The organism is Cerasicoccus frondis, assembly GCA_031296915.1.
Taxonomy (GTDB): Bacteria; Verrucomicrobiota; Verrucomicrobiia; order Opitutales; family Cerasicoccaceae; genus Cerasicoccus; species Cerasicoccus frondis.
In genome coordinates, this window is record JAVDPC010000007.1 from 1 (window position 1) to 19,674 (window position 19,674).

The window sequence follows — 19,674 nt, forward strand, 5'->3', positions numbered from 1 at the left end:
CCAGCCCGCTCAATCAAAGCCGCCTTGCGCTGCATCCAATCTCTACCCCACCTGACTCGGCCAATCTAGATGAAAAGCGCTCTAAGGCTGGACCTCGACTTCGCTGAAGCTGTCGCCCACGCGAATGGCGTCATGCCAGACGGAGCGCTTGTCTACGCTGGTGGGACCGTTGTTCCAACTGGGCTTGTAAATGCCCCATTTCAGGCAGAGCGGGTTTTCGTCGTTGTAGCAGTTGGGCCCGTCGCGCAAGAGGACGTGGGTGTAGGCGGAGTCGGTGTTGGTCTTGGTCCACACTTCAACCAAGCCGTCGCTGCCGTAAGACCAGTGAACCTTGACTACGCAGTCCAGCCAACGGCCAGTTTGCACTGGGCCCAGCGTGACCTGGTCCTTGATTGGCGGGTCGTTGTCCATCGTGCAGGGGTCAGGGTCGGCGTTGATGCGGAGCACCCATTCATCGCGTTTGATGGCGAGGAACATCGAGGGCGATTTATGCTGGTTTTCGCACGGGTCGCGCAGGGAATACCATTGGAAGACGATGTCTTCGTTGGTGTCGTCAAACTCCCAACTGCTGACAATGTAGACGCTGAAGCCGTAAAATTTCGTTTCGCCAATGTCCGCCAGCGTGCCGTCCACGCGACCAGAGTAGGTTTCTGCGCGTGGGCCGCCGTGGGTTATGTCGCCATAACGCAGATAGGCCTTGAGCGAGTGCTCGCCTTCACGGTGGACGTTGGTGACGTTTTGGAGCGAAAAGCTTTCGGCCATTTGCAGCTCGAGGTCGGTGTAACCAGAGTCGAGCGAGCCGTCTTCGTAACCGGCGGAAAAGGAGGTGGTCGCCTGGGCCAGGGTTGTGCTGAGCAGCAGGGCGACGCCAAGGGTAGTTGTTTTCAGTTGCATGATGTTTTACTTCGTTTCGGATTCTTCGATTGGGGTGGAAAGAACGGTCGGGGTTATTTGCTGGGATGTCGCGTTGCGTGACTTGCGGGACAAGCCATAGAGCAGCGCGCCCACCCCGATCAAAAAGATGCTGAGCGATGCGACCGCCACGTAGCCGCGCACGCTGTCTTGAGCCAGCAGGAGCAACAGCAGCAGCGCGCCTATCACCATGGAAACCATGCCGACAAAGGTGGCGGCCGAATTAGTGGCGCCGTCATCGCCGACTTCTTTGGCGAAATCGACGGGCGTGTGGATTTTTTGGAAAAAGGCGTTCACGCGCTCGCGGTCGGTGCTGTTGACGCGGCGCCAGAAGGCGGTGGATGCGAGGAAGCTGCAAACTCCGGCAACGACCACCCAGCCCAGCACTTTCTGGAAAGTCCAGGGCTCGCCGTCGATATGGCTGGCCTTGAATGCGAATAGCGATGGCAACAGGGCGATGCCCACGCTCCACAAGGCCGCGCTCGGCGGCGCCTTTTTCACGAACAGTCCGAGCAGCATGGGGATGAGCATCGGCAGCGTGATCATGGCGCCAATCAGGTTGGCGGTCTCAAACATGCCCATGCCGTTTTGGCCGGTGAAATACAACGCGATGCCGATCGACATGAGCCCAAGCACGATTGAGACGCCGCGAGCAATGAGCAGCTCACGCTGTTGCAGAAGCTCGGCGGCGCCCAGCGCGCGAAAAATCGGTGGCAGAATGTCCTTTACGATCATGGCGGCGTTGCGGTTTACGCCCACATCCATCGAGCTGAGCGTGGCAGAGAAGATGGCGACAATGACGAGGCCGATCAGGCCGTTGGGCAGCACGTTCATGCAGGTCACCGCGTAGGAGGACTCGGCGGCCTTGATGCCCGCAAAGCCGTTTACTTGATCCGCGTAAAGCAAATGCGCGGTCCACGGTGGGATGAAAAAGATAAACAAGCCCAGCGAATAAAGCAGGAAGGCGAGGAGGCCGGCCCGGGAAGCTTCGCGCCCGTCTTTCACCGCGAAGTAGCGCGGCGCGGCGTCCAGCGACAAAAAGGCGAACAGCATATTAACGGCCATCGCGATGTGCCACGCCCAGGTGTATTGGCCGCCTGCATACGCGCCATCTGGCTTGACGAGGCTGATCCATTCGCGGTTTTCCGGCGCCGAGAGCCGCTCCACCAAGCCACTGAAGCCACCCAGCTCAACCAGGCAAAAAATCGACACCAGCACCGAGACGCCGACCATGATGAGCCCTTGCACAAAGTCCGACGCCATGACCGCCCAGCTTCCGCCGAGGGTCGAATAAAACAGGACCACAACGCCTGCCCCAATCACGACCCATTGGATGTTCAGCCCGAAGACTGATGTTGCAAAAATGCCGAGCCCCCACAGCCACATGGCCGCGATCAGCAAGAAGTTCACTGCGCCGAGATAGGCGTAAATCTGCTGGGTGGGGACATTGAAACGGTCACGGATGACTTCGGGGATCGTCACCGCTCGCGTTTGCCGAAAGATGCGCGCCAGAAACAGGCAGTGAAACAGCAGCGCGAATGCGCCCGCCGCGTAGACCGTAAAGACGCCCAGGCCGGCTTCGAACGCCGCCCCGGCGTTGGCCGTGTAAGTCCGCGCGCTGATGCCCCCCATGAAGATGCTGGCGCCGGTTAGCCACCACGTTGCGCGGCAGCCGCTGCGGAAAAAGTCATCCGTGCTGGAGTTCAGACGTTCAAAGACGACGCCGATGACGATCAACGAAATTAAGTAGACAATGATGACGGCTAGTTCGACCTGCATCGCTGGGAAAAGTTAGAATGGGAGTTGAGTTTCGGGCGTCACCGTCAGCGTCACTGCGCCTGCTTGGGTGGGTTGCTCCAGGCGGAACGCGATGCGGTCTGGCTGCTGTCGCCCAGCGTCAATGTGTTCACTGTGGACGGTGATTTCGCCGGCGTCACTGCTGGCGTTTACCCGGACAATATCCACGCCCGACCACACCCATAGCTCGCCCTTGTGGATGCGGTATTCGCTGAAGGTGAGCACTGCAGTTTCAAAGGTGACGGGCCGATTCGCCTGAAAAGAATCGGTGATGACCAAGCGCTCCGGCTGGGCGCGGTTGAGTTGGAAAGCGCGCTCCAGTTGGGTCAGCTGCGGCAGTTGGTAGGCCGCGCGGTAATCGATGGTCAGAGCAAAGACGCCCGCGTCCTCGACGAGGCTGACGACGGTTGCCCGCGCGTCTTCGCCACTGCGCTGCAGTTGCCCGTCGATGACTGGCACAGGGTGCCCATAAGAGTTATTGATTGGGCTGTCATAGCGTCGGTGGTCAAAGGACGCCGCCGAATAAACATCCATGCCGGGGTCGACCAGAAGCATCGTTTCCCCCACTGCGCAGACCCAGGAACCGACGTCATTGTGATTATGATTTGCCCCGTTGTGACCCGCGCTGATGGCGATGCTGAACGGCGTCGCCTGCGACTCCAAATCGCGCGCGACATAGACTTGCGCTTCCTCGAATTGGGATAACTGCGGGGTGCCTGTCGTGGCGTTCGTGGCGTCGGGTGAGTCCTCGTTGCAGCGATAACTGAGGTTCCGCGCCAGCACGCTCAAGCGATAGCCAAGGCCGTGGTAAGCATCGGCTTCCTCCCAGGATTCGAAGTTGGGGGAGGGCTCGGGAATGATGGTTGGCAGGAGGTCGTGCGCCATGCGCGCATTGCTGTATTGCAGTTTGTTGTTGGGCGGAAAGCAGTCGGAGAACGTCGGGTAAAGGCCGTGGTGGAGTTCGTACTTGGCGGGAAATTGCGCGATGCCCGCCACCTCTGGAATTACCCCCCAGTTGGCATTGCCATCCGTATAATCCCGTAGCAGTAGGGACATCGCTAAATATTGGCCGAAGCCGTAATTCCAGTAGCCCAGGCCTTCGCGGCAAAAGCCGTCGGACGCAAAACCGGGCAGGTAATGGGTGCGCATCGCGTGCTCAGCGGCGGTCAGCAGAAGCGCCTTTTCCGCCCGATGACCGGGAAGCGCCAACGCCGCGCCGATCACGCCTGCATGGCAAACCGCATTCCAATTATGGTCTGCGTTGGCCCACCAGGCGTTGGACCACTTGCCGCGCCGGAGATCCGCCAAATACGGCTCCACTGTGCGCTGGTAAACGGTGGCGCGCATCTCGTCCACGAGCTCTGGGGGGAGGGTGTTTTCCAGCCAGACCGCGATGATCGCCAGATTGGCGCCAACGACAGAGGACGCCAAGTCGATGAGTGCCCGCTTGCCTTCGAAGCACCGCAAATCCTTGTCATGCGCCGGGGCGACCCAGGTCGGCATGACGAGCCATTCGTCGATCTCGCCTTCGAGCAGTTCGAGATCGTTCTGGTCGTTGTGAATGCACTCAGCGATGGTCAGCGCCAGCAGCATCTGGGACTTGCGCACGAGGAAAAGTTCATAGCTGGCCCGGTCGCCGCTACGGGAAAATTCCAGGTATAAATCTTCGTCAAAACCGATGTCTTCGGCGTCAGCCTGGGAATCCGCAATTTGCAGCGCTTTGAGCGCGGACTCGGTCCGCAGCACGCATTTCCAGAATGCGCGATCCTCGATCGGCTGCCCCACCGCGAACGGCGCGTCGGACGCCAGCTCGTAGTAGAACTGAAACCGCTCCGAAGAGAATCCATTGCGCCGGGCCAAGGTCGCCGCCTCATCGACGGACAGTGCCGGCAATGCCTCGTAGGCGGTGAGCTGGGTTACGCTGGTGTTGGGTTCTGGAGGAGTCATTGCGGTGGAGACGGGGTTGCCAGTCAGGCTGGCGCCGAGTAACAGCGCAGCCGACCAGCACCCCAGAGAGGGCGCTAGACGCATCAGTGGAAATTCCGGTTAAGGGGCATCAACGGCGGCGGCGCAGCACGCAGCCGAGAGCGAGGGCGCCGAGGCCGAAGGCCAGGGAATAAGTGGACGGCTCAGGAATCAGGCTTAGCGTGCCGCCGCCATCGATGAGGTTGCCTGCGAGCGAGCCATTGAAGTTGACCAAGTCGGTGTAGCTGAGCGGGGTGTTTGTTGGCAGGCCGGAAAGGTCGAGTCCATCGCGTTCAAACGCGCCGACGCTGATGGCCTGGGAGAGATTGAGCACGCCCGTGGAGCCGAGTGAAATGGTGGAGTCCGCCGCGGTGTAGTCATAACCAAAGCTCAGGCTGTTGGCCCCGATGATGCGGAACGCGCCGTCGAAAGTGCTGCTGGCGTTGTTGACCAATATTCCATTGCCCGCGCCGCCGCTGGAGACCGTCAGGCGGTTGCTGCCGGAGAGGATGGCGTCGAATTGGAAGATGACGTTGTCGTTGCTGGAAGCGAAGCGGACCGTGGAATCTTCGGCGATGTTCAAGCTGCCGCTGACCTGAATGGTCGTGTCGTCGTTGAGGCCGGTGGTCAGGTTGCCGCCAGCGAGGATGATGGTTCCGCCCCAGTGGCGGAGTGATCCGCTGCCGCGGCTTTGCAGGTCGGAGCCTGTGGATATGGTCAGGCTGTCGCCGGCAAAGTTGAATGGCGTGGCGTCGGTATTGCCGTAGACGACGAGCGGGAGGCCGGCGGTGTCGTAGGTGTTGCCGGTAGTCGGGGCGGAGCCGTTCCAGAGAACGGCGTCGTTCCAGTTATTGCTGCTGGTCGCGGCTTGGGTTTGGTCGATTTCGGCGGCGCTGCAGAGAACCGGCAACGCGAAGATGATGGCAAGCGGGAGTGTTTGTTTCATGGTTTTGTCGTTGTTGAGGTAAAAATTTAATCGACGGGCACGACGTCCACATGGCCGTCGAAAAACAGCGTGACGCGTCCGTCCAGGTGGACCGGCTCTTCCGGCAAGGCGCCATACCAACCGGCGCCATTGAATTCCGTTAGCTGCTGATCCACATCCTGCAGCGCCCAGAGCTGGGTAAGGTTGTTGTCGTTGAGCAGCGCGTTGACATTTTGGGAGGCGTTGACGACTTCGCCCGACGAGCGCACGTAGCCCCATGGATTCAAGTTGCGGTCGCGCACGCGCACCCGGCCATTGAGCACGTAGACGGGGCTATTTTCGCCTTGGCGATAGCTTTCATTGGCGGGATTGGAGAGAACTTCGATGCGCTGCGTTTGGGTGGTGGGGGCGGGGGCGTTCAGGTAGCTCCACAGGTGAAAGCCGAGGGATTTCTCATCCGTGCTGCGGTATTCCGGGCCTTGGCCGGTGTTCATGGGCCCGGGGAGGACGCTGTTGTGATCCTGCGTGTGCATTTGAATGGCCATGCCGATCTGGCGCACGTTGTTGAGCGCGGTGGCCTGTTGTGATTTGCGACGGGTGATGCTGACCGCCGGGATCAGGATGCCAGCCAGCAGCACAATGATGCTGATCGACACCAGTAACTCAGTGAGTGTAAATCCACGATTTCGGTTGGGGGCTCTCATAAACAGGGTAACGTTGAGGGGTGTTTTCTGGATATGAGGAAACGTTAACCATTGATTTCGCTTGTCGGCAATTGTGTCGTAGGTTTACAACAAAACTGCCGTGAGGACGACCATTAGAGACATCGCGGCGGCGGCCGGCGTCTCGGCGACAACGGTGTCGCTCGCACTACGCAATCACCCCCGCATATCGCCAGCTACGCGGGAGCGGATCGCTGCGCTTGCGGAAGAGATGGGCTACCAGCCGGATCCATCCCTGCTCGCGCTCAACAAATACCGCCACAAGCGCTCCGATGCGCAAGGGGTGACCACGCTGGGTTGGATCAATGCCTGGCCGAATCGCGCACGTATGTATCAGAACCCGAATTACAGCGACTACCGCAAGGGGGCTGAGGCGCAGGCGCGCAAGCTGGGCTATCACTTGGAGGAGTTCTGGGTTGATGGGGCCGACATGACTTGGGCCCGCATTTGCGACATCCTGCGCAATCGCGGGATCAAGGGGGCGCTTTTGCCGCCGGTGGCCGAGCATGGCGCCGTGATCGAGGCGGATTGGAGCGGCTTGAGCGTGATCGCGATCGGCCACAGTGTCAGCAGCCCGCAATTCAACACCGCATGCAGTGGGCAGACTGAGGCTGCGCGCCTCGCGATGACGCGCTTGGTGGAGCGTGGGTTCCGCCGCATTGGCTTTTACTTTCAGCGGCCCGGCAACTACCGCACGGACTACCGTTTCATGGCGGGTTATTTGGTTGAGGCTTACCGCTTCGGCCTGCGCAAGCGCATTCCCCCGCTCATCTGTGACAGTTTTACGGAAGAGTTTCACCGCGACGAATTCCTTGCCTGGGTGAAGCGCCACCAGCCCGAGGTCATCCTGACCCTAAACTCCTTGGTCTGGGACTGGCTGCGCGAGGAAAATTACCGCATTCCGGAGGATATCTCGATTGCGCACCTAGCCTTGCCGATTTCCAGGCAGGACGTTGCGCTGGCTGGGGTGGACCAGTGCTCGGAAGTCGTTGGCCGGAAATCGGTGGACTTGCTCGCGGGCTTGATTCTTCACAACGAGTCCGGCATCCCCGATGACCCGAGCCAAACCATCATTAAATGCAAATGGGTCGACGGCGAGACGATGAAGCCGGAAGATTTGGGTTAGGGTGTGATACTACGCCAACACTATAATTTTCATTCTCTCAGATGCCGCTCTCGGTTCATCCAGAGTATCGCGCTGCTGAGGATGAGCACTTCCGGGTTCGCGAGCTCGGCCTCAGCATCCAGTCGTGCAAAGGGCTCTTTATAGGTCATCGATCCAATTTGCTCGCCATCCTGATGCATGCTCCAACGCTCGTTGCTGGCGATGAGCAACTCGGCCTGACTTTCGACTTTGAGCGAATGATTTTGGTCGAAGAGTTCGAATTCCACGAGGTTGTAATCGCTGGTGGTTACCCGACCGAGTCCGACATTTTCAGCATTAGTGATGATGGTAGCAGACGTTTTGAGTGGGTGCGTAAACACGTAGCGCTCTTGCTTCGGGTCGAGCTGGTAAATGCGCCATGCCGCCTTTTGCCAGAAATGAGCGTAGGCGATCTCATAGCGCTGATCGCCGATTGAGATTTCACCAAAGGAGTAGCTGTTCAATCCCGTGTATCTGCGAATCTTCAGTTGCATGGGTTAACTGTTGCCGAAATGCCCCTCCGCGAGAAAACGTCGAGTCAGCTCGAGGGTCCTGGGATGGTTCATGATAAGGTAGTGGCTGGAGGGGACGATGGCAAAGTCACGCATGCCGTCGAGCCGGGCGCTTTCCACGGAGACTTTGCCGTCGTGCGGTCCATTGAACATCCACGCGAACCACGGGTCCAGCGATTTACAACCGGCGATGACGCCCGCCTCGTAGTTCGCCGGGCCAATCTGGTTCGGCAGGGAATCCTCGTCCGTCACGAGCTGTTGACCGGCCTTGCCAAAACGCGAGCGGTAGATCCACAACTTGCTTAGCCAATCGGCCACTTCACTGCCGTGGTTGGGCGGGGCGATGTGCACTACGCGATGCAAATTCTCGGGCTGGTGGCCTCTTAAATACTGGCGCGCCATGATGCCGCCCATGGAAAACGTGACGAAATACAGAGGTTGGTTCGCATCGATTTCGGCGCTGGCAATGGCAGGCGCGAGTTCGGATTGCACGAGACTTTCGATGGTGTTGCGGGTGCTCGGGTAGTCGATCAGCAACACGCGGCGCCCGGGCTCAGCAAGGGTGTTGATCATCCGGTCGAGGTGGCGAAACTTCGGGCCAATGCCGTCGAGCAAAATGACGGTCGCCGCGCCATCGCGCCGACCATACTCGTGCACCTTAGTTTTAGAAACAGACCACATGGGAAAAATTAATTAACGGGTTATATACCTTCTGGCTGGGCATGCGAAGCTTGCGTTACGTAGAAGCGGCTTCCAGCCGCTTTAGTTCCAGTTGGATTCAGTAAAGCGGCTGGAAGCCGCTTTTACTTTCTACGCTGCCAACGCTGCTTTTCGCGCTAAGCCTGTTCAGCCAGTTTCTTGAGTCCCTTGAGATCGAGCTTGCCGGTGGGGAGCACGGGGATGGCGTCGACTTTGCGGACGATCTTGGGCGTCCAGAGATTCGCCAACCCGGCGTCCTTGGCTTTGTCGCGCAAGGTGGATTCCGCGATGTCGAATGTGGTGAAGAGCACCAGCGCTTCGCCCTTGGAATCGTCCTGACGGGCGGAGACGGCCATTTGTGGCGTCTCGCTTTCAGCGACGTCGAACGCCTTGGCGAGCGTCGTTTCCACGGTGCCGTGAGGGACCATTTCACCGCCGATTTTAGAGAAACGACTCAGACGGCCTTCGATGTAGAGAAAACCATCGGCGTCGCAGCGGGCCAGATCGCCGGTGCGGAACCAGCCTTCGTCGTCGATGACTTCTTTGGTGCGCTCGGGGTCGCCGAGGTAGCCGTCGAAAATGTTCACGCCGCGCAGGCAGAGAATGCCGACTTGGTCGATGGGCAGCGTCTTGCCGCTGTCCGGGCACTCAATGCGCGCTGCCATACCGGTGAAGAGCCTGCCCACGGAGCCGCGGCGGGTGCGTTCAAGTCCAGGCTCGCCATCCTGAGCCGGGAGGTTGGGCACATTCACGGATGCGACGGGCGTCGTCTCGGTGAGGCCGTAGCCTTCCAGGTAATGCGAGCCCGGAAAACGCGCTTCCCAGGCGTCGTGGAATCCCGCAGGCGTCTTTTCGGCGCCGGCGACTACGATCTTGAGCGACTTGAGTTTCTCGGGCTCGACGCGCTTTAAATACGGACGGAAGAAGGTCGGCGTGCCCAGGAGAATGCTGCACTGTTCCTGCTCGATGACGTCGGCCGCTTTTTTGAAATCGAGGGGGGAGGGGGTGGTGACGACTTTTACCGCGACGCCGAGCGCCGTCCAGATCTGCACCGTAAAGCCGAAACTATGGAAAATGGGCAGGTTCGCCATCAGCGTTTCACCACGGGGGAGGACGCCGCATTCGCCGACTTGCAGGGCGTTGCCAATGATGTTGCGGTGCGTGAGCACGACGCCCTTCGGGTCACCGTCGCTGCCACTGGTGAAGAGCAAGGCGGCTTCGGCATTATCACCGCGCTCGGGAACCTCGAAGCGGCGGAGGGCGGACTTGGCCCCCATCAGCTTCAGCCCGAGGAGCGTCTTGATGATTTTCCACTTCGGGATGGCTTCGAGCATTTCTTTGACGTCGAGCGTGTGCTCGGGCCAGGGGAAGCCAGGCATGCGGCCATCGATCTGCGCGCGAACCGGCGCAGCGCTGATCACGGTTTGGAGTTCGGCCTTTTCGAAGCAGCGCTCCAGCGCAGACTTGCCGAGGGTAAAGTTGAGGTTGACCGGCGTTTTACCCGCCAGGGAAACGGCGAGATTGGCAATGATGCCGCCGAGGCCGGGGGGGAGGACGATGCCCACGCGGCTTTCCGGGCACTTTTCGCGGATCGATTGGGACAGGTTGAGGGCGACTGCGCACAGCACGCCAGCCTTCATTTCCTTGCGCGCCATGGAGTGGTCGACCACGGCGATGTCGTCCAGGCGTTCGCCCAGTCGTTCGACGACCCACCCGCCCAGGTGGCCGGATAGTTCGGGATTTTCCTGGAAGGCGTCGGCCCCGTGATCGAGGACCATTTGGCGAGCTTCAGCAGCGGACATGTCAGTAGATATGGGTTGGCCGAGGACGATCCGGATGGTTGGACGTCCTAAGCGCGGCAGCTTCCAGAAGAAGCGGCCACCCTTGAAACTGAAAATGGAGCCCCACAATCCGTCAAGGTAAACCGGCAGCACCGGGGCATTTGCTTTGCGGGCGATCAGGCGGAAACCGTCCTGAAATGGCGCAATATTGCCATCGCGGGTTAAATGGCCCTCGGGGAAAATCACCACGGCCTCGCCTTCGTCGAGCTTCGCAGCGGCGGTGCGGATGGCGCTTCTGGCCTTGGTCGGGCTGACGGGCACGACGCCAGCCAAGCGCAAGGCGGCGCCCACGAACGGCTTTTTCATCAGTGTATCGTGGCTCATGAAGCGCAGTTTGCGCGGCAGGCACACGCCCATGATGACGGCGTCCATGTACGACACGTGATTGGAGATGATCAGCACTTTGCCCTCGCGCGGCAGGTGCTCAAGGCCCTTCACTTCGACGCGGTAGCGTAGCTTGACGAGGAGGCACATTGGCCAGTAGCCGAGACCCTGGGCAAAGGTCAGCCCCAGCGCTTTACGATGCTGGCGGAGGCGGTATACGCCATAGATCGTCGCGCTGAAGGCGACTGCGAGCAGCGCGATGCCAATGCCCGTCGTCGAACCGAAGCGAAAGCCAAACCAGAGCGCAAAAACTGCGGCCAGCGAGATGATCAGGAAGCTATAGGCTGAGTTGTGTGAATCGGAGGTGTCCATGTCTCCAATGAATGCGTGGTGCGTGCCAACTGGGTTTTGGCGTGCTTTGGTTTATTGCTAAATTGTTGCTGATTAGCAGAATATGAATTTCAGTAGTATGGTCTGCATTTAGCCCGAAAAAGCATAGTCATGGCATTTTATGAACCCATTATTCATTTAATGTATGCAGAAACCGTAAAAAGGTAGCGCGGAGCGTCCCCGCTCCGCAAGGATTGAGGGAAATGACCAATCGGTTCGCGAACAGCGGGTTGCGCCATGGCGCCATTCACGAACTGACTCCGCATTTTGGCACAGCTTGCGGAGCGGGGACGCTCCGCGCTACCTTCCCCTCCTATTGGAATGCAGGCTCTGGTGTTACTTGGAACCCAGCAACCTACGCCTGGATTCAGCGCGACAACCGCCTGGCTTTGAGGCGACGTCCACGCGTCCTTTAGAAGTAGGCGTTCGGTGGTGAGAAGTTCGCCGGCGTGACGATTGCCATCACGAAATGCAGTGATCGCTCGCTTTCAGCTCCATCTTGTAGTTAAGCAAGTCGACGCCGCGGATGTTCACGTTGTTTTCGTAGAGGACACGGAATCCCTGCTTTTCGAAAACGGGTTTCGCGCAAATGGAGGCTTCGACATGCAAGCGGTCGAGTCCGCGGGCAAAGGCTGTTGCGACCGCATGCTGGATCAGCGCCGTCCCCACGCCGCTATGGGCGGCCTTCGGGTGGACGTAGGTGCAATCGATGTGGCCATCGGGGTCCAGTTCAAGAAAGCCGACGACCTCCCCATCCCGCTCATAGACGAAGGGCTGCTTCCGTGCGCAGCGCTGCCGCCAGTGCTCGGGATTGGGCGTCGTTTCCGTCCACGCGTGGCACTGCTCCGGCGTGTAGACCGCGCAGGCGATCTCATGCACCGCCCGCGGGAAAATCTCCGCAATGGCGTAGCAGTCGTCAGGCTGGTAGGGACGGATCATCGGAAAATGTTGCGTTGTCGGGTGACTTGGCGGACTGGGGACACTGCAAAGCTGCCCAACTCAGCGCAACTTCATTTTTCGCAGATGATTCGGATTGATGACATACTCATACTTCAAGCCGTCGGGGTCATGAAAAAAGGTGGCATAATACCCTTCGCCATACTCGGGGCAGTCGCAGGGAGCATCTTCGATGGCGGCATGCCCGGCATGCTCAAGCGGAAGCAGGACTTCCTGGTAGAAGCGGTCCACGTCCTCGCGATCCAGCGCACAGAACGCCAGGTGGTCATGTTGCCCGAGGGCGCCACGCTGGTATTTAACTTCTCGGAAAGGCGCTCGAACCTGGCAGATGCTGATCTCATGAGGAGATTCGAAATCCCAGCGTTTCCAATCCTCGTAGGCGTAATCCTCACCGTAACTGGAGCCCGCCAACTCATACCCCAAGTATTGAAACATCGCACTGTAAAACGGCGATGAGCGCTCAACGCTGGATACGTTGATAACCAGGTGGTGTAATAGGCCTCGGTGCTTACTCATTGTTTTGCAGGGGTAGCGGATTGGCTTAGTTTATAGTTTTGCAGGTAAGTGACGTTGCCGTAGGTCCAGGGCTCGGGGGTGACTTCGAACCAATCCTTAAAGCGTTCGCGGAGCTGGGTTGGCTCGACCCAGATTTGGGCTTCGAGGTAGCGATACCAATTGAGCCGCCGGTGCATCTGCTCAAGGTGTGCGGCGATGCCGAGTGAGTGGTAGCCGACGCAGAGGTCTTCGTAGGTGAGTAGCTTGCCGAAGTAGGGATACTTCGCTTCGCTGTAGTCGCTGGGAATCTGGTAGCCGAAGTGTTGCTTGGCCGGGACCTTATTCAGCGTCACGAGGTGCAGGTGGTCCGGGCACATAAAGGTCAACTCGCCCTCGGCAAAGAACTCGATGGGGATCTGAATCTTATACGGGTCGCGATACAAACCGCCAACCACATCCGCGTCGCCCAGCACGGCGTAGAATGGCCGCCTGGGCGCGTCTCGTTGAAAGCGTTTCGCGTAGAGATCGATGGTCAAATCGTCGGCGAGTCGGCGGTAGTCAAAGAACGCCTTACCCTCGGCGAAGCGATTAAACCCAGTTGGCGCGTCGCGCTCTTGTTCGATGATTTGCTGCGTTTCGGCTTCGTCCAAATCGCAGATGCTGAGCAGCGGCCCTTTTTCACGTTCGAAATAGTGGCTGATGTAGCGTGGGAGATGCATGGCGGTTTGCGTGAGTCTACAATCGCGCTTCGCGGAGGAGCTCGCGCTCTTCGGGGAGGAGGTCGTCGGGGTTGACGCCTTCCATGACGCTTTGGGACTCGTTTTGATGACCGTTGGCGGCGAGGATGGTGGCGTAGATGGCGCGGTGGCGCGGGCGGGCCTCGCTCCAGTCGATGGGCAACGTGTAGAGTTGCTCAAGGGCGAGTTGTTCATTGCCGGCCAGGTAGAGGCCCAGCGAGAGGGTGATGATGTTCGCGAGGTAGGGGCGCTCGGACTCCTGCAGCAGGCGATTGGCGGTGGTGACCGATTCCTGGATGTCGCCGCCCAGCAAGAGGTTCAGGTAAGCGATGTCATTGGCGACGTCGCTGTCGTTGGGATACTTTTCGGCCATGCGTTCGAGCGCGTGATGCAGGGCGTGGATGTCGCCGGAGTCCTGGTCGAGCTTGATCATTTCTTCGAACGCCTTGCGCTGGGTGGCGGGGATCAGGGCGAGCTTTTCGAGCACTTCGCGGGCGCGCTCCGGCCAGCCCATTTTGGTGGCGTAGGTGTAGGCAAACTCCAGCTTGCCAATGTCTTCTTTGGCGGTGACGAGCGCTTGGCCCCAGATCAGATTGCTGATGCGGTCGTTGCCCAGCTCCTCTTGAATCCGTGAGCGAAAGAGAACGATGGTAAACGGGTCCAGGGGCAGGCGCGGGCGCTCAACGATGCGGGCCAGTTCGTCCCATTGCTTGGTGTAGGCCATGGAGTCGACCCAGACGAGGAAGAGATCCCGTCGCGAAATGGCCATGTCGAAATTCACCAGCTTCAGGAAGTCTTCCGGGCGGCCCTGCTGGTTGAGCCAGCGCCCGATTTCCACGAGCTCGGACGGGTCTTCGAGGTTAAACATCTCCTGCACTTCGTCGAGCAATTCGTCCATGGTATGTGTGCCCAGTCGGCGGCGCACGACGATTTCGGTCAACTGGTCTTCGCGTCCGGCGAGGGGGTGACGGGCCAGATTTTCGGCGGCGACGAGTAATTGCTCGTGAGTCATATCCGGCGCAGTGAGCATTGCCCGAGCGGCTTCGAGGCCGATCTCGTCCTTGCGCTTAGCCATGTCCTGAAGCCACTGCAGACCGGCCTGGCGCGTCGCCTCGTTGTCGCTTTGCAGGCTCAGGTTGATGTAGGCAAACTGGATTTCGATCGGAGAATCCGGCGCTGCGGCGGCTTGGCGAGCCAGCTCGACGGCTTTTGCCGGTCGATTGTTGACCAGTTCGACGCGCGCCCGGCGGTAGAGCGCCTCGGCGGAGTTCGGAAAATCCTGCGCCAGACGTTGGGCGAGGGCCTTGATTGCGGCTTCGTCTTGCAGTCGGGTCGTGCTGTCGAACCAAGCGAGCAGGTCGGCTTCTTCCTTGGTTTGTTCGTAAACTTTCTGCCAGAGGGCGGGCGCGCCCTGGGGGTCTGCGTCATTGAGAATGCCAGCCAGAGTCCGCGCGACTTCCGTATTGTCCGGGTCGAGGGCATAGGCCGCCTTGGCGGCTTCCCAGGCGGCGCCGTAGCGCTCTTCCTCCAGCAGGACTTTGGCGTCCTCGGCCAGGTTTTCCGCGCGCTTTTGCTTCACGAATCGCCAGGTAAACGGCGTCGCGACGATCAGCAGCGCCAGGAGGACGCCGCTGATAATCAAAATCCGCTTAGCCTTGGGAGTGAGAGACATAACTACGTTTTATCAACGGCTCAGCCGGAAGCCAACTTAAACCTCTGCCTCCAAAATGCGCCCGCCTACGGCGTCGGCCAACAGGCGTCCGGCGTCGGTCAAGCGCAACTGCCCGCCGATCTGTTCGACCACGCCTTCGCTCAAAAGTTCACGCCAAAGCGCCTCGTAATTTCCCCAGTCTGCACTTGGAAAGCGTTGGCGCAGCGCGGCGAGGTTGACGCCCTCGTTGAGCCGGAGCCCGAAGATTAAGGCGTCCGCCGCGACGAGTTCCGGATTGAGGGAGACGACGTCGACGGCGGTGCTTGGCAAAGCTTCGGGTGAATGGTTTTCCAGCCCGCCGAGCCAGGCGTTGAGATCGCTCGGGTTGCTCCAGCGGTTTCCGTCCCATTGGCTGGCGGCGGAAGGGCCGACGCCGCGCCATTGCCCCATGCGCCAGGTGGAGAGGTTGTGCGCGCATTCGCGGCCGGGTTTGGCGAAGTTGGACACCTCATACTGCGGGTAACCCGCCGCGCCCAGCGCTTCCCAGGTAAACTGATACAGCTCGGCCTCCTGTACAATGTCCCGCTTGAACTCGCCCTTGGACAGCTTGACCCAGAGCTTGGTGTCCTCCTCAAAAGTCAGGCAATAGGTCGAAATGTGTTCCGGGTTCAGGTCGATGGCGCGGTTCAGGTCGTCGCGCCATTGGTCGAGGCTTTGGCCGGGCACCGCGAAAATCAGGTCGAGGTTGACATTATCGCAGCCGCCCTGGCGGAGCGTTTCGTAGGCTTGGAGGACTTGCTTGGGGCTGTGACGTCGGCCCAGCTTTTCCAGCAGCGCCTCGTCGAAACTCTGCACGCCCATGGAGATGCGGTTCACGCCAGCCTCGCGCATCGCGGCGATTTTATCGGCTTTAACGGTCGAGGGCGCCATTTCGACGGTCCATTCGGCAATGGGTCCGGGAGCGCGGTCACGAACGGCTTGGCAAAGGCGGGCGAGGTCTGGCGCGGCGAGTAGGCCCGGCGTGCCGCCGCCGAAAAACACCGTCAGCCCCGCATCGGCGTCAAGGGCTGGTAAAAAATGGCCATTGGCTTGGGAGTCCGCGCGGGCGTCCCACTCGGCGCGCCATTGGTCGAGCTCGCGCTCGATGCCGTCCAGGTAGCGCAGGAGGTCGGCGCGGCGGGGGGCTTCCTGGTAAAAAGCGCAAAAATCGCAGGTGGTGGCGCAGAAGGGCACGTGCAAATACAGTCCGGGGAGAATCACTGCGTCGGATTGACTATTTACGGGTTTTGCTTGCGAACATTGCACGTACGTTGTTTGTCTTAGGTATTCGTTAAATGAAAGCAAAACTTTACCTGATTCTCGCTGCGACCGCTGCCTTGCTTACGGGGTGCGGCCCCTCGATCAATAACCTCACCAGCGCGCGCGTGCCGCAGAACGCTTCGGGCATTTACACGCTGAGCATGACCGTGACCAACGACGACGGCTCGATCTCCAGTAGTACTTATGTGCCCAAGGTCGTGATCGATGGCGTTGAGCGCCCGATGAACTTGAGCGACATTGGCAAAAACATTTTTGAATACGACTACGCCATCCCCGAAGGTCGCACGGACGCCAAGTATTATTACTACCTCGATTACGAGCGCGACAACGAGCACTACCTGAAGTCCAAGATCTTTGACCTCCAGATTACGGATCGCTACGTGACCGCCATTGAATCCGTGCGCGGCCCCGTTGGCGCGGAAATCCCGGTTGTTGGCCGCGGCTTCACCGACTTCGATAAAATCGTGATCGGCGGCTTTGAAGCGGACACGACATACCAGTCGCCGACTTCGTTGACTTTCATCGTGCCCGCGCTCAAGCCCAACCAAGCTTACCGCGCTGAGCTCGTGAGCGGCAACGGCGTGACGAAACTCGGTAAGTTCCACGTCGATGCGTCGAAGCTTACCGTGGTGCCGGCGATAATCAATATCCGCCCTGGCGAGCGCACTTCGGTGGCCTTTGGCGTCGAATACCCGACCTCGAACATCGGTTTGCCAATCAGCGTCATGACGAACATTCCGGACAGCGTGATCATGCCCGAAGTGGCGATTCCCCCCGGCGCCCGCTCGGTGAGCATTCCAATCGAAGGCGGCAAAAGAGGCACGGGCCTGCTTTATGTTTCGGCCCCTGGCTACAACGAACTGCAAGTGCCGGTCACGGTCGGCATGGCTTCTGGCTCCGCTACGGATTGGAAGATGCCGCCAACTGGCAGCTCCATTGGCCAACAACAGCCAGTTGAAGAAGTCGTGGTCGAAGAAGAGACCGACATTTTCATCTTCGAGTAAACCAGCATTTGTCTCGGCTGGTGTTTTTGCCAGCCAAGGAAATTTCATAAACGGCGTCCTGCAATGGGCGCCGTTTTTTTGGCATCAACCGCCGACTTCTAAATCCACATAAAGCAGGCGGTGGTCGCTGGCCTGGCTGGTCTCGGGTTGGCCATCGTAGATGTGCGTTTGGCCGCCCACGATGAACGGCGCCAGCGCGGGTGAGGCGAGGATGTAGTCGACGCGCTCGTATTTATCCTCGGCCCGATAATGAAAAGTCCACGCTTCGCCGCGAGAGTCGACGGCCTCTGGCAGTTGCGTTAACTCCGTCTTGCCGACGCTGAGAAAACGGCGGACAGGCGCGCTGCGTTTGGTGTCGTTGAAATCGCCCACGACTAGGTAACGCGGATCGCTGTCCGGCGGGTAGACCTCGCGAATAAAGTCCCTTGCCGCTTGGGCTTCACCCGTGCGGCGCGCGCCAGACTGCGGGTCGTCGTCGCGATTCGTCCAGCGGCTTTTCAAGTGCACGACAAAGAGCGTCCACGCTGCGTCGCCTTCGCCAAAAGTGACTTCGAGCAAGCCGCGCTTGATCACCTCGCGGCCATCGAAGTATTTGAAATCCAGGTCGGTGTGGCCTTTTGCGGCGAACGGAATTTTCGATAGGACTGCGATGCGTCGATTTTCGTCAGGCCCGATCAGGCATTCGGCGTAAGGGTAGTCGAGGCCGGCCTTTTTTAAATCCTGTCGCAGCTCTTCCAAGTGCAGCGGTCCGCCGATTTCCTGCAGGGCGAGAATGTCGGGCTTCGCGGCGACAATGACTTTGCGCGCGGCGGTTTTCTCCGCTTCTGGCTTGGGATAAGCCATGCGATAATGCCCATCCACCCACCGGTCGGTATCGAGGTAATTGTAGAGATTGTAGCTCGCCACGCGAACCGTCTCCGCCGCCAAAGAACCAGCGAAACATAAAACGACGAATAGCGCGAATGTCCGCGAATGTGTCAGGAGTTGATTCGTGTTCATTCGCGTAATTCGTCGTTAAAAGGTCATTTAGCTTTGAGCGCCGCTTCGCGTTCCAGCAGGTTCGGGTGGGAATAGTAGAACCAGCTAAAAGTCGGGTGGGGCGTCAGGTTGCTGAGATTCTTTTCGTGCATCTTGTGCAGGCTGGTGACGAGCGGCATCGGATCGTCGTTCATCATCATGCGTGCGTAGGCGTCGGCCTCGTATTCATGCTTGCGGGACATGGTGTTGGAGACCGGGGTGAGCCAGAAGGTGAACAGGCCGCTGATCAGCATGAAGAGCAGCAATACCGGCGCCATGCCCGAAGCTGGATCGAAGCCAAAGTCGGTGTAGAACCACGCCTGCGTCGCGAGCCAGCCCATGATGCCGAAACACAGCAAACCGGCAAAGAACGCGATGCCGAGCATCTTTGGAATGTGCCCCTTTTTGTAATGGCCGATTTCGTGCGCGAGCACGGACTCCAGCTCGATGGGCTCGAGCTGCTCGATCAGGGTATCGTAAAGGACGATTTTGCGAAACTTGCCAAAGCCGGTGAAAAAGGCGTTGGAGTGGCCGGAGCGCTTGCTGCCGTCCATCACGAGAATGGTTTTTGCGTTGAAGCCGGTGCGTTCGCCCAGGGCGAGCAGGCGATCGCGCAGCGGGCCTGCTTCCATCGGCGTGAGCTTGTTGAACAGCGGCATGATCACCCGTGGCGCCAGCACCATCAGGATCAGCTGTAGCGCAAAGAAGGCCATGAAGCCCCAGAACCACCAACTGTTCGGCAGCCAGTTAAAAATGCTCAGCAACAGCGCCAACACGGGGATGCCCAGCACGGCGCCGATCGCCAGCGCGATCAGCTTGTCTTTGATCCAAAGTCCGACCGTGGATTTATTAAAGCCGAACTTCGCCTCCAGCTTAAACGTGCTGACCCATTCAAACGGCAGGCTTGGCAGCCCAATGATGATAAACGTCAAAAACAAGACCACGGCCTGGCCCCAGACGCCTTCGCCCAGCAGGCCAGTCAGGGAATTATACAGCCAGGCGAGAAAGCCGGTGGCCACGATCAGCGCGAGCATGAGGGCGTCGTAAATCAGCTCCTTGCGGCCAAGGCTGTTCTTGGCCAAAGTGTAGTCGACGGACTTGCGGTAAGTTTCCTCGTCGACGACTTCACGGTAGGCGTCGGGAATGCGGTCTTTATTCGCCAGCACTTCTTTGCGATTGAGGCATGACAGGCGAAACTCCATCGCGGTTTTGGCGATGATCAATACGAGGAAGACGACAATGGGCGTGGTCAGCATAGAACT

18 protein-coding genes are annotated in these 19,674 nt (G+C 59.3%); 3 read left to right on the forward strand and 15 right to left on the reverse strand.

What is annotated here, in order from left to right:
- Positions 1-81 precede the first annotated feature (81 nt).
- Genes RBB63_RS07350 through RBB63_RS07370 form a run of 5 tightly spaced genes read right to left on the reverse strand, consistent with a single transcriptional unit; the run spans position 82 to position 6,303 of the window.
- Complete coding sequence (locus tag RBB63_RS07350) at positions 82-894, reverse strand: polysaccharide lyase family 20 protein (protein WP_309382641.1); 813 nt, start codon at positions 892-894, stop codon at positions 82-84.
- A gap of 6 nt (positions 895-900) precedes the next feature.
- Positions 901-2,691, reverse strand: a complete 1,791-nt coding sequence (locus RBB63_RS07355; RefSeq protein ID WP_309382643.1) for a sodium:solute symporter family transporter — start codon at positions 2,689-2,691, stop codon at positions 901-903.
- A 12-nt stretch (positions 2,692-2,703) separates the two neighbouring features.
- Complete coding sequence (locus RBB63_RS07360; RefSeq protein ID WP_309382646.1) at positions 2,704-4,740, reverse strand: heparinase II/III domain-containing protein; 2,037 nt, start codon at positions 4,738-4,740, stop codon at positions 2,704-2,706.
- Positions 4,741-4,765: 25 nt separating this feature from the next.
- The gene (locus RBB63_RS07365; protein ID WP_309382649.1) at positions 4,766-5,620 is read right to left on the reverse strand and encodes a PEP-CTERM sorting domain-containing protein; all 855 of its coding nucleotides are present in this window, start codon (positions 5,618-5,620) and stop codon (positions 4,766-4,768) included.
- Between the two features lie 26 nt (positions 5,621-5,646).
- Positions 5,647-6,303 carry a type II secretion system protein gene (locus tag RBB63_RS07370; protein ID WP_309382651.1) on the reverse strand — a complete coding sequence of 219 codons (657 nt, stop codon included), beginning with the start codon at positions 6,301-6,303 and terminating at the stop codon, positions 5,647-5,649.
- 100 nt (positions 6,304-6,403) lie between these two features.
- Here RBB63_RS07370 and RBB63_RS07375 point away from each other — a divergent pair, with 100 nt between their 5' ends.
- On the forward strand, positions 6,404-7,447 hold the full coding sequence (locus tag RBB63_RS07375) for a LacI family DNA-binding transcriptional regulator (RefSeq protein WP_309382654.1): 1,044 nt from the start codon (positions 6,404-6,406) through the stop codon (positions 7,445-7,447).
- Positions 7,448-7,476: 29 nt separating this feature from the next.
- Here the strand turns inward: RBB63_RS07375 and RBB63_RS07380 are convergent, their stop codons facing one another.
- The 3 genes from RBB63_RS07380 to RBB63_RS07390 all read right to left on the reverse strand — a co-directional run bounded on the left by RBB63_RS07380 (position 7,477) and on the right by RBB63_RS07390 (position 11,213).
- Positions 7,477-7,959, reverse strand: a complete 483-nt coding sequence (locus RBB63_RS07380) for a hypothetical protein (RefSeq protein ID WP_309382656.1) — start codon at positions 7,957-7,959, stop codon at positions 7,477-7,479.
- A 3-nt stretch (positions 7,960-7,962) separates the two neighbouring features.
- A complete protein-coding gene (locus RBB63_RS07385) occupies positions 7,963-8,658 on the reverse strand; it encodes an alpha/beta hydrolase (RefSeq protein ID WP_309382658.1) in 696 nt (231 codons plus the stop codon).
- A 155-nt stretch (positions 8,659-8,813) separates the two neighbouring features.
- Positions 8,814-11,213 carry an AMP-binding protein gene (locus tag RBB63_RS07390; protein WP_309382660.1) on the reverse strand — a complete coding sequence of 800 codons (2,400 nt, stop codon included), beginning with the start codon at positions 11,211-11,213 and terminating at the stop codon, positions 8,814-8,816.
- Between the two features lie 221 nt (positions 11,214-11,434).
- Here RBB63_RS07390 and RBB63_RS07395 point away from each other — a divergent pair, with 221 nt between their 5' ends.
- Positions 11,435-11,647, forward strand: coding sequence for a hypothetical protein (locus RBB63_RS07395; protein WP_309382662.1), 213 nt, complete (start codon positions 11,435-11,437; stop codon positions 11,645-11,647).
- A gap of 46 nt (positions 11,648-11,693) precedes the next feature.
- On the opposite strand, the gene RBB63_RS07400 is transcribed toward RBB63_RS07395, so the two are convergent.
- From RBB63_RS07400 to hemW, 5 genes are read right to left on the reverse strand one after another with little or no spacing between them, the layout of a single operon-like run.
- Positions 11,694-12,170 (reverse strand): GNAT family N-acetyltransferase, encoded by a 477-nt coding sequence (locus tag RBB63_RS07400; protein WP_309382664.1) that lies wholly within the window; start codon positions 12,168-12,170, stop codon positions 11,694-11,696.
- 60 nt (positions 12,171-12,230) lie between these two features.
- Positions 12,231-12,704: a VOC family protein gene (locus RBB63_RS07405; RefSeq protein WP_309382666.1), complete on the reverse strand. Its 474-nt coding sequence runs from the start codon at positions 12,702-12,704 to the stop codon at positions 12,231-12,233.
- The gene (locus tag RBB63_RS07410; RefSeq protein WP_309382667.1) at positions 12,701-13,402 is read right to left on the reverse strand and encodes a hypothetical protein; all 702 of its coding nucleotides are present in this window, start codon (positions 13,400-13,402) and stop codon (positions 12,701-12,703) included. Before RBB63_RS07410 ends, RBB63_RS07405 begins: the two co-directional genes overlap by 4 nt.
- A gap of 16 nt (positions 13,403-13,418) precedes the next feature.
- Positions 13,419-15,092, reverse strand: coding sequence for a tetratricopeptide repeat protein (locus RBB63_RS07415; protein WP_309382669.1), 1,674 nt, complete (start codon positions 15,090-15,092; stop codon positions 13,419-13,421).
- A gap of 36 nt (positions 15,093-15,128) precedes the next feature.
- Positions 15,129-16,331, reverse strand: coding sequence for a radical SAM family heme chaperone HemW (gene hemW / locus RBB63_RS07420; protein ID WP_309382671.1), 1,203 nt, complete (start codon positions 16,329-16,331; stop codon positions 15,129-15,131).
- Positions 16,332-16,405: 74 nt separating this feature from the next.
- Between hemW and RBB63_RS07425 the strand changes: the two genes are divergently transcribed.
- Entirely contained in the window at positions 16,406-17,395 is a 990-nt protein-coding gene (locus RBB63_RS07425) for an IPT/TIG domain-containing protein (RefSeq protein ID WP_309382673.1), read from the forward strand.
- Positions 17,396-17,479: 84 nt separating this feature from the next.
- Here RBB63_RS07425 and RBB63_RS07430 read toward each other — a convergent pair whose 3' ends face one another.
- Together RBB63_RS07430 and RBB63_RS07435 are read right to left on the reverse strand one after the other, a co-directional pair.
- Positions 17,480-18,394 (reverse strand): endonuclease/exonuclease/phosphatase family protein, encoded by a 915-nt coding sequence (locus tag RBB63_RS07430; protein ID WP_309382675.1) that lies wholly within the window; start codon positions 18,392-18,394, stop codon positions 17,480-17,482.
- Positions 18,395-18,417: 23 nt separating this feature from the next.
- Positions 18,418-19,668, reverse strand: coding sequence for a M48 family metallopeptidase (locus RBB63_RS07435; RefSeq protein WP_309382677.1), 1,251 nt, complete (start codon positions 19,666-19,668; stop codon positions 18,418-18,420).
- Positions 19,669-19,674: the final 6 nt, after the last annotated feature.

What these genes read in the sequence shown, in the direction of transcription:
- RBB63_RS07350 (WP_309382641.1), bottom strand. Translation starts at nt 894, where the DNA reads ATGCAACTGAAAACAACTACCCTTGGCGTCGCCCTGCTGCTCAGCACA.
- RBB63_RS07355 (WP_309382643.1), bottom strand. Translation starts at nt 2,691, where the DNA reads ATGCAGGTCGAACTAGCCGTCATCATTGTCTACTTAATTTCGTTGATC.
- RBB63_RS07360 (WP_309382646.1), bottom strand. Translation starts at nt 4,740, where the DNA reads ATGCGTCTAGCGCCCTCTCTGGGGTGCTGGTCGGCTGCGCTGTTACTC.
- RBB63_RS07365 (WP_309382649.1), bottom strand. Translation starts at nt 5,620, where the DNA reads ATGAAACAAACACTCCCGCTTGCCATCATCTTCGCGTTGCCGGTTCTC.
- RBB63_RS07370 (WP_309382651.1), bottom strand. Translation starts at nt 6,303, where the DNA reads ATGAGAGCCCCCAACCGAAATCGTGGATTTACACTCACTGAGTTACTG.
- RBB63_RS07380 (WP_309382656.1), bottom strand. Translation starts at nt 7,959, where the DNA reads ATGCAACTGAAGATTCGCAGATACACGGGATTGAACAGCTACTCCTTT.
- RBB63_RS07385 (WP_309382658.1), bottom strand. Translation starts at nt 8,658, where the DNA reads ATGTGGTCTGTTTCTAAAACTAAGGTGCACGAGTATGGTCGGCGCGAT.
- RBB63_RS07390 (WP_309382660.1), bottom strand. Translation starts at nt 11,213, where the DNA reads ATGGACACCTCCGATTCACACAACTCAGCCTATAGCTTCCTGATCATC.
- RBB63_RS07395 (WP_309382662.1), top strand. Translation starts at nt 11,435, where the DNA reads ATGACCAATCGGTTCGCGAACAGCGGGTTGCGCCATGGCGCCATTCAC.
- RBB63_RS07400 (WP_309382664.1), bottom strand. Translation starts at nt 12,170, where the DNA reads ATGATCCGTCCCTACCAGCCTGACGACTGCTACGCCATTGCGGAGATT.
- RBB63_RS07405 (WP_309382666.1), bottom strand. Translation starts at nt 12,704, where the DNA reads ATGAGTAAGCACCGAGGCCTATTACACCACCTGGTTATCAACGTATCC.
- RBB63_RS07410 (WP_309382667.1), bottom strand. Translation starts at nt 13,402, where the DNA reads ATGCATCTCCCACGCTACATCAGCCACTATTTCGAACGTGAAAAAGGG.
- RBB63_RS07415 (WP_309382669.1), bottom strand. Translation starts at nt 15,092, where the DNA reads ATGTCTCTCACTCCCAAGGCTAAGCGGATTTTGATTATCAGCGGCGTC.
- RBB63_RS07425 (WP_309382673.1), top strand. Translation starts at nt 16,406, where the DNA reads ATGAAAGCAAAACTTTACCTGATTCTCGCTGCGACCGCTGCCTTGCTT.
- RBB63_RS07430 (WP_309382675.1), bottom strand. Translation starts at nt 18,394, where the DNA reads ATGAACACGAATCAACTCCTGACACATTCGCGGACATTCGCGCTATTC.
- RBB63_RS07435 (WP_309382677.1), bottom strand. Translation starts at nt 19,668, where the DNA reads ATGCTGACCACGCCCATTGTCGTCTTCCTCGTATTGATCATCGCCAAA.